16 protein-coding genes are annotated in these 15,350 nt (G+C 70.3%); 13 read left to right on the top strand and 3 right to left on the bottom strand.

Annotated elements, in window-relative coordinates; genetic code table 11:
• Nucleotides 1-11: 11 nt before the first annotated feature.
• From ACFY1H_RS30045 to ACFY1H_RS30035, 3 genes are read right to left on the bottom strand one after another with little or no spacing between them, the layout of a single operon-like run.
• A complete protein-coding gene (locus ACFY1H_RS30045) occupies nt 12-953 on the bottom strand; it encodes a PDR/VanB family oxidoreductase (protein ID WP_386951807.1) in 942 nt (313 codons plus the stop codon).
• Between the two features lie 39 nt (nt 954-992).
• Nucleotides 993-1,208: a hypothetical protein gene (locus tag ACFY1H_RS30040; protein ID WP_386951804.1), complete on the bottom strand. Its 216-nt coding sequence runs from the start codon at nt 1,206-1,208 to the stop codon at nt 993-995.
• Nucleotides 1,205-2,254, bottom strand: a complete 1,050-nt coding sequence (locus tag ACFY1H_RS30035) for a Rieske 2Fe-2S domain-containing protein (RefSeq protein ID WP_386951802.1) — start codon at nt 2,252-2,254, stop codon at nt 1,205-1,207. The genes ACFY1H_RS30040 and ACFY1H_RS30035 overlap by 4 nt, the downstream gene beginning before the upstream one ends.
• Nucleotides 2,255-2,443: 189 nt before the next feature.
• On the opposite strand from ACFY1H_RS30035, the gene ACFY1H_RS30030 reads away from it, so the two are divergent.
• From ACFY1H_RS30030 to ACFY1H_RS29970, 13 genes are all read left to right on the top strand, one after another.
• Nucleotides 2,444-2,917, top strand: coding sequence for a MarR family winged helix-turn-helix transcriptional regulator (locus ACFY1H_RS30030; protein WP_386951799.1), 474 nt, complete (start codon nt 2,444-2,446; stop codon nt 2,915-2,917).
• 423 nt (nt 2,918-3,340) lie between these two features.
• Nucleotides 3,341-4,732 carry an MFS transporter gene (locus ACFY1H_RS30025; protein ID WP_366586450.1) on the top strand — a complete coding sequence of 464 codons (1,392 nt, stop codon included), beginning with the start codon at nt 3,341-3,343 and terminating at the stop codon, nt 4,730-4,732.
• A gap of 54 nt (nt 4,733-4,786) precedes the next feature.
• On the top strand, nt 4,787-5,959 hold the full coding sequence (locus ACFY1H_RS30020; protein WP_386951795.1) for a M24 family metallopeptidase: 1,173 nt from the start codon (nt 4,787-4,789) through the stop codon (nt 5,957-5,959).
• Complete coding sequence (locus tag ACFY1H_RS30015) at nt 5,956-7,002, top strand: aminopeptidase P family N-terminal domain-containing protein (protein WP_366586456.1); 1,047 nt, start codon at nt 5,956-5,958, stop codon at nt 7,000-7,002. The genes ACFY1H_RS30020 and ACFY1H_RS30015 overlap by 4 nt, the downstream gene beginning before the upstream one ends.
• On the top strand, nt 6,999-8,081 hold the full coding sequence (locus ACFY1H_RS30010) for an ornithine cyclodeaminase family protein (protein ID WP_386951792.1): 1,083 nt from the start codon (nt 6,999-7,001) through the stop codon (nt 8,079-8,081). Before ACFY1H_RS30015 ends, ACFY1H_RS30010 begins: the two co-directional genes overlap by 4 nt.
• Before the next feature lie 45 nt (nt 8,082-8,126).
• On the top strand, nt 8,127-8,636 hold the full coding sequence (locus tag ACFY1H_RS30005) for a 3-isopropylmalate dehydratase (RefSeq protein WP_386951789.1): 510 nt from the start codon (nt 8,127-8,129) through the stop codon (nt 8,634-8,636).
• Nucleotides 8,633-9,913: an aconitase/3-isopropylmalate dehydratase large subunit family protein gene (locus ACFY1H_RS30000; RefSeq protein WP_366586463.1), complete on the top strand. Its 1,281-nt coding sequence runs from the start codon at nt 8,633-8,635 to the stop codon at nt 9,911-9,913. Before ACFY1H_RS30005 ends, ACFY1H_RS30000 begins: the two co-directional genes overlap by 4 nt.
• On the top strand, nt 9,910-11,166 hold the full coding sequence (locus tag ACFY1H_RS29995) for an aconitase family protein (RefSeq protein WP_386951786.1): 1,257 nt from the start codon (nt 9,910-9,912) through the stop codon (nt 11,164-11,166). Before ACFY1H_RS30000 ends, ACFY1H_RS29995 begins: the two co-directional genes overlap by 4 nt.
• The gene (locus ACFY1H_RS29990; protein WP_285968654.1) at nt 11,163-11,660 is read left to right on the top strand and encodes a 3-isopropylmalate dehydratase; all 498 of its coding nucleotides are present in this window, start codon (nt 11,163-11,165) and stop codon (nt 11,658-11,660) included. The genes ACFY1H_RS29995 and ACFY1H_RS29990 overlap by 4 nt, the downstream gene beginning before the upstream one ends.
• A gap of 272 nt (nt 11,661-11,932) precedes the next feature.
• Nucleotides 11,933-12,919: an ABC transporter substrate-binding protein gene (locus ACFY1H_RS29985; protein ID WP_386951782.1), complete on the top strand. Its 987-nt coding sequence runs from the start codon at nt 11,933-11,935 to the stop codon at nt 12,917-12,919.
• Nucleotides 12,920-12,931: 12 nt separating this feature from the next.
• Nucleotides 12,932-13,711: an ABC transporter ATP-binding protein gene (locus tag ACFY1H_RS29980; RefSeq protein WP_366586473.1), complete on the top strand. Its 780-nt coding sequence runs from the start codon at nt 12,932-12,934 to the stop codon at nt 13,709-13,711.
• Entirely contained in the window at nt 13,708-14,535 is an 828-nt protein-coding gene (locus ACFY1H_RS29975) for an ABC transporter permease (protein ID WP_366586476.1), read from the top strand. The genes ACFY1H_RS29980 and ACFY1H_RS29975 overlap by 4 nt, the downstream gene beginning before the upstream one ends.
• Nucleotides 14,536-14,539: 4 nt before the next feature.
• Nucleotides 14,540-15,337, top strand: coding sequence for an ABC transporter permease (locus ACFY1H_RS29970; RefSeq protein ID WP_366586478.1), 798 nt, complete (start codon nt 14,540-14,542; stop codon nt 15,335-15,337).
• Nucleotides 15,338-15,350 lie beyond the last annotated feature (13 nt).

Raw genomic sequence — 15,350 nt, 5'->3', positions numbered from 1 at the left:
TACCCGCGGGGTCAGAGATCCAGAACCAGTCGCGCACCGGCGCAGCGCGACACGCAGATCATCATCACGTCGCCCGCCTCGCGCTCCGGGCCGGTGAGCACGGAGTCGCGGTGGTCCGGCACCCCGTCGAGCACGCCGGTCTCGCACGTGCCGCACGTCCCCTCCTGGCAGGAGGACAACACGGGCACCCCCGACTCCTCCAGCACCTGGAGGATCGAGCGGTCCGCCGGTACCTGCACCGTCCGGCCCGACTGGGCGAGTTCGACCTCGAACGCATCGCGCGGACCGGTGTCGGGCAGCGCCGTGAACCGCTCGAGGTGCAGCAAATCGGGCGCACACCGCTGTTCGACGGCCGCCAGCAGTGGTTCCGGGCCGCAGCAGTAGACGGCCGCGCCCGGTGCCGCGGCCAGCGCCGCGTCGAGGTCGAGCAGGCCGCGTTCGTCCTGCGGCACCAGCTCCACGCGGTCGCCGTAGCGTTCGCGCAGCTCAGCCGCGAAGGCCATCGACGCGCGGGTGCGCCCGCCGTAGAGCAGCCGCCACTCGGCCCCCGCCGCCTCGGCCGCGGCGAGCATCGGCACCAGCGGCGTGATGCCGATGCCGCCCGCCACGAACAGGTAGCGCGGCGAAGGCACCAGCGCGAAGTGGTTGCGCGGACCGCGCACGCGCAGCCGCTCGCCGCCGGTCAGGCCGTGGACGTGCGCCGAGCCGCCGCGTCCGGCCGGCTCATGCAGCACGGCCACCTGCAGCACCGACCGGTCGGCCGGATCGCCGCACAGCGAGTACTGCCGCACGAGATCCGGGCCCAGCACCAGATCCACGTGCGCGCCCGGCTCCCAGGCCGGCATCGCCGCGCCGTCCGGGTCGCGCAGGGTCAGCCGGACGACGCCGTCGGCCAGCCGTTCCGGGGCTGCCAGCACCACGTCGAGCTCCAGCTCCGTGGCCAGGACGCTCATCGTCTCCTCCTCATGAACCGGTCAGATCTCTCAGACCGCTCAGACCGCGACGGCCACGCGCTCCGGCGGGACCACCGGCACCGCCGGACCGCCGTGCCCGACGGGGTGGGCCAGCAGCCAGTCCCACAGCTCCACCGGGTCCTCCGACTCGTGCTCGGCCCCGCAGTGGCACACGCCGACGAGCACGTCGGTGCCGAGCTTCCAGTGGATGCGCACCACGTTCTCGCCCCGCAGCATCGCCACGCGCTCGCTCACGACGACACGACCTGCGCGCTCTCGCCGGCCGCCAGCCTCTTGAGGATGCGGCGCGCGGCCAGCCCGCCCGTGTCGATGTTGACCGAAAGCTCCTGGTATCCCTCGGGTTCGGCCTCGATGACGCGTTCGAGGATGTCGAGCGCCCGCACGTCCTGCAGCACGACCGTGCGGTTGTTCTCCGCGAGGAAATCGGACACGGCGGTGTCCTCCAGCGCGAAGTCCCTTGCCACGGCCCAGAAGTCGTGGGTGCTGTGCTCGGTCTCCGGGGTGATCGCGTAGACGACCTCGACGTGGAAGCCGTCGGGATCGGTGCCGTCGGAGTTCGGCAGCACGCCGACGGGCGCGATGCGGCTGTGCAGCAGGTACAGGCACGGCGGGTGGTACTCGATGTCCTGCCAGCGCGTGATCCGGCCTTCGATGCCGGTGGACTTCGCGTAGAACGACGGGCACTCGGCGTCGGCCATGTGGCGGCTGACGTAGATGATGCCGCGGTCCTCGTCGACCTCCGTGGTGATCGGCGTGTTCGCGACCTCCGGCGTGCCGATGTAGCCGCCGTGCAGGTAGGTCTCGTGCGAGAGGTCGAGCAGGTTGTCCACGAGCAGCTCGTACCGCGCGGCCAGCGGTTCCATGCCGCTCACGCTGGTGTACGCCGGGTCCGCGAGCCACGGCGCGCGCGGGATCGTGGACTCGTCGGCCAGCTCGCGCTCGCCGATCCACACCCACACGAACGAGTCCTGCTCCACCACCGGGTACGAGGGAACCCTTGCCGTGCGCGGAATCCGGGCCTGGCCGGGGACGAAGACGCACGAACCGGCGCTGTCGTAGGTGAAGCCGTGGTAGCCGCAGACGATCTTGTCGCCGTCGAGCCGGCTCTCCGAGAGCGGGTAGCGGCGGTGCACGCAGCGGTCGGCCAGCGCGACGACGTCGCCGGATTCGGTGCGGTAGAAGACGATCGGCTCGCCGAGCACGGTCCGGGAGAACAGCTCCCGGCCCACCTCGCGGCCGTATGCGGCGACGTACCACTGGTTTCGGGCGAACGCTGCCATCGACGCCTCAGAGCTCCTTCGGTCGGGGTCGGTTTCCGAAGCTCTCACCCGCGGTGCGCCGGGGACCATCCGGGTTTTCACCCACTGAAAGACTCTCGTCGTCACGAAATCACCCCTTCCCACAGCGCGGGGGCGGACGTACAGTCGGCGGCATCGTTATTTCGGGTACCGGAACGTACGGGGACCAAAATGACCACCACCGACACCGAGACCTTCGACGAACTGGGCCCGGAAGCGGGCCTCGGCGAGGTCCTGCTGGCTCTGGGCGGGCGCTTGACCCGGCTCCAGACGGAGCTGCTCGCCGGGCTCGAGCTGCCGCTCACCATCCGGCAGTACCGGATCCTGTCGAGGGTCGGGAGCGGCCACACGTCGCTCACGGCGCTGTGCAAGCTCGCGCACCGCAACCCGTCGACGATGTCGGAAAGCGTCGACAAGATGGTGAACCAGGGCCTACTCTCGCGCCGTCCCTCGGCCACGAGCCGGCGCACGATGCAGCTCGAGCTCACCGCCAAGGGCGTCACCGCGCGGGACACCGCCCGGCGCACCCTCGACAAGTTCGCGGCCGAACTGACCGCGGGCCTCGCCCCCGAGGTGCGCGACCAGCTGCTGCCCGCGCTCTCGCAGATCTACTTCGACGTCCAGGGCAACCTGGACGACCGGTGACGGAAGAAGACCCAAGGGGGGTCAGCACCACCGCACGACACCGGATCGGAACCGTTTGACGCCAGGCCATCCGGCCCTGCGCCACGGGTTTCGAACCGGACGGCTTCGAGCCGCCGGCCGACATCCCTCGGCCTCCGCACCGCCGGGCTTTCGAGCCGGGCCGCTTCGGAGTGCCGTGGTGCCGGAGTCTCGAAGCCATCGGGTGGCAACCGATCGGTTCGACACGGCCGGACGCACGCCGGTGGCCCACAAGGCCGCCGACCGGCGAACCGGACCGCCGATGGGTTGCCGGCCAACGGGTTCCACGCCGTTCGACCACCGCGTCGGGCGGCGAGGAGCCACCGGGTAGCACCAGCCGCCGTCCTACGAGCTGCTGGGTTTCACAAGCCCTGGGTTGTTCCAGCCACAAGGAGGTGGCCCCACATGCCCCCGTCCCCCGCGACCTCGTCCCACTCCCTGCTCTCCCGCCTCGACGAGTCGGCGTTCACCGCACGGCACCTGAGAATCTACGTGACCGTCCTCATCGGACATTTCCTGTGCGGGTTCGTGATCAACCTGACCGGCGTGATCCTGCCGGGTGTCATCAAGACCTTCCACCTCACCAGCGAGTCGGCCGGCGTGTTCTCCTCGGCGCTGTTCGCGGGCATGCTCGTGGGCGCGGCCGTCGCCGGCACGGTGTCCGACCGGTTCGGCCGGAAGGTGCCGCTGTCGATCACGGTGATCGTCTACGCCGTGTTCTCGCTCGCCGCGGTGTTCGCGCCCAGTTTCGGCGCCCTCGTCGCGTTCCGCGCGCTGCAAGGGATCGGGCTCGGTGCCGAGATCGCCGTGGTCCTGCCCTACATCGCCGAGTTCGTGCCTTCGCGCCACCGCGGCCCGCTCGTCACCGCGGCCACGGCGGCGTGGCTGATCGGGCTGCCGACGGCGGCCGCGGTCGGCACCGCGGTGGTGCCGGCGTTCGGCTGGCGCGCGATGTTCGTGATCGCCACCGTGCCGGTGGTCGTCGGCGTGTTCATGCTGGCGACGCTGCCGGAGTCGGTCCGCTACCTGCTGCGCCGCGATCGTCTCGCCGACGCCGCGGCCATCGTCAGCGGCCTGTGCCGGGGCGGTAACCCCACCGAAGCCCCCGCCGGCCGGCACGCGGCACCCGAGAGCGGCGGCACCGTGCGCACGCTCGTCGCCCGGCACTACCTGCGCTACACGATCGCCATCTGGTTCATGGAGGTCTGCGCCGGCGCATTCCTCTATGGGCTCTCGAGCTGGCTGCCCTCGGTCCTGGAAGACCAGGGCGTGGATCTGCTCAAGAGCTTCGGCTACACGGCGATCATCACGGCCGCCGGCGTGGTCGGCGCGATCCTCGCCGGGCAGCTGATCAACCGGATCGGCCGCCGCGTGGTGCTCGGCGGGGCGTTCGTCCTCAGTGGAGTGTTCTGCCTCGCCTGGGGCACCACGTCGGCGACCGGCGCGGTGATCGTGCTCGGCTCGCTGGCCACGTTCTTCGGCAGCGGCCTGGCCGGCAGCACGCTCTTCGCCTACGCCAGCGAGCTCTACCCCACGGCCAGCCGCGCGACCGGGCTCGGCTGGGCGGCGGCGTGGCAGAAGGTCGGCGGCCTCATCATGCCCGTGCTCGTCGGGTTCATCCTGGCGGCACACGCTTCGCAGTTCCTGTTCTTCCTGGTCTTCGGGATCATCTCGATCCTCGCCGGGATCGCCGCGCTCGTGGCGACCTTCGAGACCCGCGGCCGCACCGTCGAGCAGATCACGAGCGAGATCACCGGCGAAGGGGCGCCCGCCGCCCTGGCCCCGGCGCGCTCCTGACTGCCCGAGTCACCACCGGAAACCGACCCCACCACAACCACAGTGGAGGTACCCATGACGATCGACCACGCCCCGGCACCCGCCGGAGCGGGCCTGTCCCCCGAGGACCTCGCGGAGCTGCAGCTGCGGCACCGCAAGATCCGCGACGCGATGGCCGAGCAGGGCCTGGACGTCGTGCTCGCCTACGGCCCCGCCTGGCGGCGGGAGAACATCCGCTACTTCACCGACGTGACCCCGGCCGGCAGCGCCGCGCTCGTGGTGTTCCCCGCCGAAGGTGACGCGGTGGCGTTCTCGACCCGGCCTTCGGACCTCGCGGCCTTCACCGCGCAGGGCTGGGTCGGCGAGGCCCGGCGGCTGGACCCGGCGAACCCGGCCGAGCTGGGCGTGGTCCTCAAGGAGCTGGCGCCGCGGCGCATCGGCATCGCCCACCACGAGCTCGTGCCGCTCGTGCTCATGGAGACGATCCGCGCCGCGGCGCCGGGCGCCGAAGTCGGGTCGGCCACGAAGCTGCTCGACACCGCGCGGCTGGTGAAGAGCGAGTGGGAGCTGGCGCGGATGCGCCGCAGCGCCGTCGTGTGCGCGGCCGGCTGGGAAGCGTTCGTGGACGTGCTCGAACCGGGGCTGCCGGAGTACCGGATCGTCGCGGAGGTCGAGGCGCGGCTGAAGAACCTCGGGGCCGAGGACAACTTCATGCTCATCGCGTCGGGCCGCGACGAGGTGCGCGGCATGACCCCGCCGGGCGACCGGCTGCTCGAAGCCGGCGACATGGTGCGGACCGAGCTCACGCCCAAGATGGACGGGTACTGGCTGCAGATCTGCCGCTCCGCCGTGGTGGGCAAGGCCGACGACGGGCAGCGCAAGTCGTTCGACCTGTTCAACGAGGCCGTCGAGGCCGGCATCTCCGTGGTGCGCCCCGGCATCACCGCCCACGAGGTGGCGATGGCCGAGAACGACGTGTTCCGCAAGTACGGCTACGGCGAGTACTGCAGCAGCAACTACACCCGCGTGCGCGGCCACGGCCACGGCCTGCACCTCGACGAGACGCCGATCATCGAGGGCAACCACACCGCGCTGCCCGAGAACTCCGTGTTCATCATCCACCCCAACACCTACACGCCGCTGGCCGGCTACCACGTGCTCGGCGACCCCGTGCGCGTGACCGCCGACGGCTGTGAAGTGCTGATCACGACCGAACGGAAGCTGTTCGAGACAGGAGACGTGGCGTGAAACGAGGTCTGCACGTACTCGACCCCGCGGAAACCCCCGACCAGGAGTGGGGCGACCGCGTCGCCGCGCTGCAGAAGGCCATGGCGGCCCAGGGCATCGACGTCGCGTTCGTCTACGCCGACGTGTCGCGCTCCGACGACCTCGCCTACCTGACCAACCTGTGCCTGTACTGGAACGAAGGTGTGCTGGCGATCCCCGCCGAGGGACCCGTCACGTTCCTCACCAAGCTCTCGCTGCGGGTGCAGAACTGGATGAAGGCCTCGTCGAAGGTCACGGAGTTCAGCGGTGGCAAGAACTTCGCCGACCTCGTCGCGAAGTACCTGCTGGGCAAGAAGAACGGCACGATCGGCCTGGTCGACGCCGCGCTGTGGCCCGCCGACGTGGCCGACGAGATCGTGGCCGCGGTGCCCGGCTGGCAGGTCGAGCGCCTCGGCGGGCTGGTGCGCGAGCAGCGCCTGATCCCGTCGGCGGCCGAGACCGAGCTGCTGCGCGCGGCCGGCCGGATCCTCGACGACGCCGCGGCCAAGGCCACGGTGGAGGGCAGCACCGCCGGCAGCCGCGTCGAGACCGTGGAACGCGCCCTGCGCGGCGGCGGGTTCCTCGACCTGTACCCGAGCTCGCTGTCCACTTCGGACGGCGTGACGTCCTTCGGCGTCACCGGGCAGTACCGGATGAACTGGGTGTACTCGAGCCGCGTCCTCGGTGACGGCGCCGGCTGGCCGGGTGCGCTGAAGGACGCTCTGACCGCGGCCATCGCCTCGGCCAAGGCCGGCGCGAGGATCGGCTCGCTCGCCGAGGCCGCCGCACCCGCGCTGGCGAAGCTGCCGGAGGGCGCCAAGGCCGAGGTCCGCTGGGTCAACCAGGCCGACCTGTCCACCAGCGGCGAGTTCCGCGCCCAGGACCCGGCCGCCGTACTGGCCGAAGGCGAAGCGGGCGCGGTGTCCGTGGAAGTCGCCTTCGCCGACGGCGGCAACGCGGCCGTGGCCGAGACCGTCCGCGTCACCGCGGGCGAACCAGAACACCTGACAGGAGCACAACGGTGAGGATCCTTTCCAACGGCGACATCGAGCAGGTGCTCACCGCCGGCGAGACGCTCGACGCGCTGGAGACGGCGTACAAGGAGCTCAACTCCGGCCAGGGCGCCAACCGGCCGCGCAACCACACGTACTTCCCGGTCGAGGACAGCCGTCACCCCGGCTTCCGCTTCCGGTTCAAGTCGCAGGAGGGCGGCAACGTCTCCAGCGGCGTGTGGGCGCTGCGGATCACGTCCGACATCGCCGGCGTCGAGACGCTGCCCTCCGGGGTGCAGCGGCGCCGGCTCATCCCGGCCGCGCCCGGTGGCCGCTACGTCGGGCTCGTCACGCTCTACAGCCTGACCACGCTCGAACCGCTCGCCATCATGCACGACAGCTTCATCCAGAAGATGCGCGTCGGCGCCACCTCGGCGCTCGGCATCCGCGAACTGTCCAACCCGGACGCGACGGTCGCCGGGATGTTCGGCTCGGGCTGGCAGGCCGAGGCGCACCTGGAGTGCCTGCTCATGGTGCGGCCGAACATCGAAGAGGTCCGCGTGTACAGCCCCACGCCCGAGCACCGCGAACACTTCGCGAAGGTGTGGAGCGAGAAGACCGGGCGCAAGATCGTGGCCGTGGACGAGCGGCGCGACGCGGTGGCCGGCTGCCAGATCGTCACCTGCGCCACCGCGGCCATGGAAGCCTGCTTCGACGGCGCCTGGCTCGACCCCGGCACGCACGTCACGGCCATCACCTCGCCCGACGGCACCGCCACCCGGCGCGAGCTGGACGACACGACGTTCGACCGCGCCGCGCCGCACATCACCGTGCTCTCGCGCGAGCAGGTGCACCACGACAAGCAGTACGACATCCTCGGCCCGGTCACCCGCGGCCTGATGGAGTGGGACGCCATCCGCGAGCTCGGCGACCTGCTGCTGGGCGAGGCGCCGGGCCGCACGAGCCCCGAGGACATCACGGTGTTCACGAACAACACCGGCATGGGCGTGCAGTTCGCGGCCGTCTGCGCGCGGGCGCTGGCCCTGGCCGAGAAGCGCGAGCTCGGGCACACGGTGCCGACCGACTGGTTCCTGGAAGAGACGAGCCCGTGACCGGAAACCGCCGCACACCAACGGATCCACGAGCGGAGACTTCCCATGGGCAGTGATTTTCGTGTCGGAGGCCAGGTCATCACCTTCGGCGAGAACGTGAACACCGACGTCATCATCCCCGGCCGTTACCTCGTGAGCATCGACCCGGCGGAGCTCGCCGAGCACGCTTTCGAGCCACTGGGGCCGGAGACCCAGGCGCGGCTGCGGGCGAGCGACGTCGTGGTCGCCGGCCGTAACTTCGGCTGCGGCAGCGCGCGGGAGCAGGCCGCCACGTGCCTGATCGGCGCCGGGATCAAGGCGGTCGTCGCCGCCTCCTTCTCCCGCGTCTTCTTCCGCAACGCCATCAACACCGGGCTCGTCGCGGTCGAGTCGCCCGCCGCGGCCGAGGCCGCCACCGACGGTGGCGAGATGTGGGTCGACTACGACGCGGGCACGGTCGAGGTGGACGGGCAGACCTTCCCGTTCAGCCCGTACCCGCAGGTGCTGCGGGAGATCATGGCCGACGGCGGCCTGATCCCGCACCTGATGACGAGCTTCGCGGGAGGAAAGCAGTGACCGCCAAGACCTTCGCGCAGAAGGCGATCGAACGCGCGTCCGGGGTCGCCGACCTCGTGCCGGGCCAGATCGTCGACGCGTTCCCCGACCTGTACATGAGCCACACCGCGAGCTGGCGGTGCATCCGGACGCTCGAGAAGATGGGCGTCGAACAGCTCTACGACGTGAACCGCGTCGCCATGGTGATGGACCACCTGTCCCCCGCCATGAACGCCAAAACGGCCGCGGACCACGCCCTGTGCCGCGAGTTCGCGCAGAAGATGGGCGTGAAGAACTTCTTCGACGTCAACAGCGGCATCGCGCACATCGTGCTCATGGAGCACGGCCTCGTGCGGCCCGGCCAGTTCATCATCGGCACCGACTCGCACTCGACGATCTACGGCGCGCTGGGCGCGTTCGGCACCGGCGTCGGGTTCAGCGAGATCACCGCCGCGTGGGTCACCGGCAAGCTGTGGGTCAAGGTGCCCGAGTCGGTGCGGATCGTGATCGACGGCGACCTCGCGCCGGGCGTCTACGCCAAGGACATCATGCTCAAGCTCATCGGCGACCTCGGTGCCGACGGGCTGACCTACGAGTCGGTGGAGTTCTCCGGCTCCTACGTCGAGGGCATGTCCGTGTCCGAGCGCATGACGTTCTGCAACCTGGCCATGGAGATGGGCGCCAAGAACGCCTTCGTGGCCCCGGACGACACCACGCTCGCCTACCTCGACGAGGCCGGCGTGCCGCGTGACGAGCTGGACATCCTGCTGCCGGACGAGGACGCGACCTACCGCGCCACCGTGCGGCTCGACGGGCCGACGCTCGCCCCGCAGATCGCGGTGCCACACACGGTCGACAACGTGGTGGGCGTCGGCGACGTCGCCGGCACGAAGCTCGACCAGGTCTTCATCGGCTCTTGCGCCAACGCCAAGTACGACGACCTCGTGATCGCGGCCGACGTGCTCGCCGGCCACCGCGTGGCCCCGGGCCTGCGGCTCATCGTCACGCCCGCGTCGGCGAAGATCATGGCGCAGGCATCGGACAGCGGCGTGCTCACGAAGCTGATCCAGGCCGGCGCGATGATCACCAACCCCGGCTGCGGCGCGTGCGCGGGCAACGGCGGCGCGATGGCCGACGGCGAGACCACGCTGTCGACCGCCAACCGCAACTTCCAGGGCCGCATGGGCAGCTACGACTCGAAGATCTTCCTGTCGAGCCCGGCCACGGCCGCGGCGTCGGCGATCCGCGGCGTCATCACCGACCCGCGCGAGATCGTTGCGACGGCGGTGGTCGCGTGAACCTCGTCGAGAAGATCCTCGCCCGCGCCAGCGGCCGCGAGTCCGTGGCGCCCGGCGAGATCGTCGTGGCCAAAGTGGACCGCCTGATCATGCACGACCTGTCGGGGTACCTCACCTCGCAGGTGTACGAGAAGCGCGTGAACGTGCCCATCCCCGACCCGGAGCGGGCCGTGATGGTGTTCGACCACCACTTCGCGCCGCCGACCGAGCAGCAGGCGGACGTGCTGCAGCACAACCGCCGGTGGGCCCGCAAGCACGGCCTCAAGCTGTACGACTGCGGCAACGGCAACCTGCACCACGCCGTGGTCCGCAACGGGCACATCAAGCCCGGCATGATCGTGGTCGGGTCCGACAGCCACACGCCGGTGCACGGCACCATGGGCGCCCTGGCTGTGGCGCTCGGCAACGACTCGCACGCCGGAACCGTGCTGCCGTACGGCAAAGCGTGGTTCAAGGTGCCGGAGACGACCCGCATCCACCTCGAAGGCACGCCGAAGCCCGGCGTCACCCCGCGCGACATCGCGCTGTGGCTGGTCGGGCGCATCGGCGAGGGCGAGCTGAACTACCGGGCCGTGGAGTTCGGCGGCCCGTACGTGCGCGGACTGTCCTTCTGGGACCGTTGGCTGTTCCCGCTGCTGTGCGTGGACCTCGGCGCCAAGTGCAGCTTCGTCGAGCCGGACGAGATCACCGAGGCGTTCGTGCGCACGCTGCCCGGCGGCGACGCCGGCCTGCTCGTGCACGGCGACGGTGAGGAAGCCGCGCAGGTGCTGCGATTCGACGTCGGCGAGGTCGACCCCACGGTCGCGTGCCCGCCGACCGTCGGCAACGTCAAGCCCGTTGCCGAGGTCGCCGGCACGCCGGTGCAGTACGCGGAGCTGGGCGGCCACGGCGGCGGCCGGCTCGAGGACTTCCGCGCGGCGGCCGAGGTCCTGGCCGGGCACAAGGTGCACCCGGACACGCGGTTCCACCTCGTGCCGTCCAGCCGCGAGGTGTTCGCGGAGGCCGCGCGCGAAGGGCTTGTGCTCGCGTTGCACGAGGCCGGTGCCACGTGGTTCCCGCCCAGCACGGGCTCGAACCAGGCCTACAACATGGGCGCGATGGCGTCCGACGAGACGATGATCTCCACCCACGCCCGCAACTTCCCCGGCCGCAACGGCAGCCCGGACGCGTCGATGTACCTGGCGTCTTCGGAAACCGTTGCCGCGTCGGCCGTCGCGGGGGTCATCGCGAGCCGTGCAGGAGGGAAAGCGTGAAGTTCGAGGGCCGCTGCTGGCGGTTCGGGGACAACATCCCGACCGACCGGCTCGTGAAGACTCAGTACGTGTTCGAGCCGATGGAGATCCTCGTGCAGCACGTGCTCGAAGACCTCAACCCGGAGTTCCCGAAGCAGGTGCAGCCCGGTGACATCGTGTTCGCCGGCAAGCACTTCGGGCAGTCCTCGGGCCGCGCCATCGCGACGAAAGCGTTGCAGGCCACGGGAATCGGGTGCGTGGTCGCGGAGACGTTCGCCCGGACGTTCTACCGCAACTGCTTCGAGGTCGGCCTGCCGGCACTCGAAGTCGGCCTCAACCCCGACTTCGCGGCCGACGGCGACCGCGTGCGCGTGGACCTCGCCACCGGCGAGTTCACCAACCTCACCACACAGACGACGATCCGCGGTGCCGCGGCCGACCCGTTCCTCGTCGACATGCTCGAGGCGGGTGGGCTGATCAGCCTCGCGAAGAACCGGCCGGAGGTGTTCCGCTAGGACGGACGTGCACGGTGAAACCCCCTGGCGGACAAGGACTTCGCGTCCGCCGGGGGTTTCGTCGTGCCCGCGGCGCGGACCGGAAACCCGCGGAAATCGATGTTTCTCAGCTTCTTGACGCGCGTCGAGATCGAGAGTCACACTGACCGGAGCACAAAGAGGTGCACCTCCCGATGCTTCTCATGGTCGACACCTCGCCCGATTCCAGACCGGGGCGGAAAAAGCTCCCCCGCGTCCCGGTCTCCCCTCTGGACACAATCGAGGTCTCCCCCGTGCCATGGAAAACTCTCCGCCGGACCCGGCTCGCGTTACCGGCTCTCGCTCTCGCCCTCGTCGCCACCGCGTGCGGCTCGGGTGGTGGTGGCGCCTCGGGCGGCGACACGATCACCCTCGGCCTGCCGGTGCAGGCCACCACGCTCGCGCCGGTCTACCTGGCCGACGACCTGAACCTCTGGAAGCAGCACGGTCTCACCGTCAAACCCGTCACGTTCAAGGGTGACGCCGAGCTCGCCAAGGCCGTGCTGTCCGGCGACGTCGACGTCGCGGTCGGTTCGCTCACCGGGCCGCTCACGGCCGAGGAAGCCGGCCAGGACGTGAAGGTCATCTACGGCGGTTTCGACATGACTGCGTTCGCCTGGTACGCCGTGCCCGAGATCCACACCGTGGCCCAGGGCAAGGGAAAGAACTGGGGTGTGACGACCATCGGCTCGTCCACCGACCTGCTCACGCGCTTCGCCGCGGCGAAGGCCGGCCTGGACCCTAACAAGGACATCAAGGTCGTGCAGGGCGGCGCCTCGGCGGCGCGCCTGGCGGCCATGAAGGCGGGCCAGCTGCAGGCCAACATCTTCACCGAGCCGCAGACGGTCTACGCGCAGAAAGAGGGCTACAACAAGATCCTCGACCTCAAGGATCTCGTCGACAGCTACCCGATGCACGTCACCTGGAGCAAGCCGGGCTTCGTCAACGACAACCCCGACCGCGCCAAGAAGTTCGTCGACACCCTGTCGCAGGCCATGAAGATGACCAAGGACCAGCCCGACGACGCGGTGAAGTCGATCGCGAAGAACCTCAAGATCAGCACCGACGACGCGAGGGCCAGCATGGCCGAGTGGATCGACCAGCTCTATCCCGACGGCCGCATGCCCTCGGCGAAGGCGATGGACGACTTCTGGCAGATGGGCCTGCAGGGCAAGGTGTTCGCGAAACGCCTGCCCGACTCGCAGTGGCTCGACACCCGCTTCCTGCCCAAGACCAGCTGAGCGGAGCACGAGATGGCAGACATCACCTTCGACCAGCTGCAGATCTCCTACGCCGGCAAGGGCGAGCCGTTCGTGGCGGTGAACGGGTTCGAGGCGCACGTACGCGACGGCGAGTTCGTGACGATCGTCGGCGCCAGCGGCTGCGGCAAGAGCAGCGTGCTGCTGGCCGCCGACGGCCTGCTGAAGCCGTCGGGCGGGCAGATCCGCATCGGCGAGAAGATCGTGACCAAACCCGGCCCCGACCGCGGGGTCGTGTTCCAGGACGCGTCGCTGATGCCGTGGCGCACGATCCTCGCGAACGTCGCGTTCGGACTCGAGATGCAGGGTGTCGACAAGGCGACGCGGCTGGACCGGGCGCGGCACTTCATCGAACTGGTCGGCCTGGGCGGGCGTGAAGAGGCCCACCCGCACCAGCTCTCGGGCGGCATGCGCCAGCGCGTCGGCATCGCCCGCGCGCTGGCCACCGACCCCGAGGTGCTGCTGATGGACGAGCCGTTCGGCGCGCTGGACGCGCAGACGCGCGAGCTGATGGCCACCGAGCTGCTGCGGATCTGGGACCTGGACCGGAAAACGGTGCTGTTCGTGACCCACGGCATCGACGAGGCGGTGTTCCTCGCCGACCGCGTGCTCGTGATGGGCGGCAGCCCGAGCCGCGTGGTCGAGGTGATGGAGATCGACCTGCCGCGCCCGCGGGACGCCGCGGTGCGCGCGAGCGAGGCGTTCGGCAAGTACCGCACGCACCTGGCCGAGTTGCTCTTCGGCGCGCAGGCCGGGGCGGCGGTGCCGTCATGACGCAGGGCTTGCGAACGCGGCCGCCGCGCCCGGTGGCCGCGGCGCCGCCGAGCCGCGCGGTGGGCCTGCGCTGGCTGCCGCCGGTACGGGCGCGGTTCGTGCTCGGCAGCGTCGTCGTGGTGCTCGCGCTGTGGCAACTGGCCGCCTCGACCGGCCTGGTCGACGTGCAGTTCACCAGCACCCCGGTCGCGATCGTCCGAGCCGGCGGCGACCTCCTGAGCTCGGGTGAGCTGTGGGACAACGCGCAGACGACGCTCGTCGAGTTCTTCACGGGCTTCCTGCTCGCCGTCGTGGTCGGCGTGCCGGTGGGCATGCTGATGGGCTGGAAGCTGCGGATCCGCCAGACGCTGGAACCGGCGCTGATCGCGCTCTACGTGACGCCGTCGCTCGCGTTGCTGCCGCTCGTGGTTCTCGCGCTGGGCATCGGCGAGGCGTCGAAGATCGCGATGGTGTTCATCGAGGCCGTGATCACGATCGCGGTGAACGCGATGGCCGGCATCCGCGAGACGGACCCGAAGCTCGTGCAGGCCGCGCGGGCGTTCTGCGCCGGTGGCGGTGCGATGTTCGGCAAGATCCTGTTCCCCAGCGCGCTGCCGACGATCATGGCCGGCCTGCGCCTGGGCGCCGGGCGCGGCGTGATCGCGGTGATCGTGGCCGAGCTCTACGGCGGCACGGACGGTGTGGGCCAGCTGATCTCCACGTACGGCCAGAACTTCGACGTCGCGCCGCTGCTGTTCCTGACGCTCGTGGTCGGGATCTTCGGGTACGTCGTGACCGCGCTGCTGCGCGTGCTCGGCACGGCCGCCACGGCTTGGGAGAGGTGACCCGATGACCACCACTGTCAGTCCCCGGAAGCGGCGGGTGCCGGAGAAGGCCATGCCGATCGTGCTCGGCGGCGGGTTCCTCGTGCTGGTCGCGATCCTGTGGCAGATCGCCGCGTGGGCCGGCCTCGTGAACCCGTTCCTCACGTCCTCCCCCGTGCTCATCGCGGGCTCGCTCGGCGACCAGATCGGCTCGGGCCTGCTGCTGCACAGCCTCGGCACGAGCGCGCTGGAGCTGGTGATCGGCTTCGGGATGGCCGCGATCGTCGGTGTCGCGGTGGGGCTGCTGATGGGCCGCTACCGCTACGTCGACTACGTGGTCGAGCCGTACGTGTGGCTCCTGTACTCCGCCCCGATCGTGGCCCTGTTCCCGTTGCTGGTGCTGATGTTCGGCCTCGGCAGCCCGTCGGTCGTGGCCATCACGTTCCTGATGTCGGTGATCCCCGTGATCGTCAACTCCGCCCAGGGCGTGCGCAACGTCGACCCGAAGCTGATCCGCACCGCCGTGTCGTTCGGCGCGGGCGAGACGGCCTTGCTGCGCAAGGTGATCCTGCCCGCGTCGGTGCCGACGGTGATGGCCGGGCTGCGCCTGGGCGTGGGCCGCGGGCTCGTCGGCGTGGTCGTGGGCGAGTTCTTCGCGGGCGACGGCGGGATCGGCTACAACATCAGCTTCTTCGCCGGCCACCTCGGCACCACGGAGGTGCTCGCGTCGGTGTTCGTCGTGATCGTGGCCGGTGTCCTGCTCAACGTTGGCGCCCGCAAGCTCGAATCCCTCGCCGACTCCTGGCGCACCGAACTCCCCTGACCGCTTTCGCAGA

This window comes from Amycolatopsis sp. NPDC001319, assembly GCF_042896185.1.
GTDB lineage: Bacteria > Actinomycetota > Actinomycetes > Mycobacteriales > Pseudonocardiaceae > Amycolatopsis.
The sequence above is the reverse complement of the archived record's forward strand: the minus strand, read 5'-3'. Positions and strand labels throughout refer to the sequence as shown.

Coding starts and splice junctions, on each gene's coding strand:
- ACFY1H_RS30045 (WP_386951807.1), bottom strand. CDS start 953: ATGAGCGTCCTGGCCACGGAGCTGGAGCTCGACGTGGTGCTGGCAGCC.
- ACFY1H_RS30035 (WP_386951802.1), bottom strand. CDS start 2,254: ATGGCAGCGTTCGCCCGAAACCAGTGGTACGTCGCCGCATACGGCCGC.
- ACFY1H_RS30030 (WP_386951799.1), top strand. CDS start 2,444: ATGACCACCACCGACACCGAGACCTTCGACGAACTGGGCCCGGAAGCG.
- ACFY1H_RS30025 (WP_366586450.1), top strand. CDS start 3,341: ATGCCCCCGTCCCCCGCGACCTCGTCCCACTCCCTGCTCTCCCGCCTC.
- ACFY1H_RS30020 (WP_386951795.1), top strand. CDS start 4,787: ATGACGATCGACCACGCCCCGGCACCCGCCGGAGCGGGCCTGTCCCCC.
- ACFY1H_RS30005 (WP_386951789.1), top strand. CDS start 8,127: ATGGGCAGTGATTTTCGTGTCGGAGGCCAGGTCATCACCTTCGGCGAG.
- ACFY1H_RS29980 (WP_366586473.1), top strand. CDS start 12,932: ATGGCAGACATCACCTTCGACCAGCTGCAGATCTCCTACGCCGGCAAG.
- ACFY1H_RS29975 (WP_366586476.1), top strand. CDS start 13,708: ATGACGCAGGGCTTGCGAACGCGGCCGCCGCGCCCGGTGGCCGCGGCG.
- ACFY1H_RS29970 (WP_366586478.1), top strand. CDS start 14,540: ATGACCACCACTGTCAGTCCCCGGAAGCGGCGGGTGCCGGAGAAGGCC.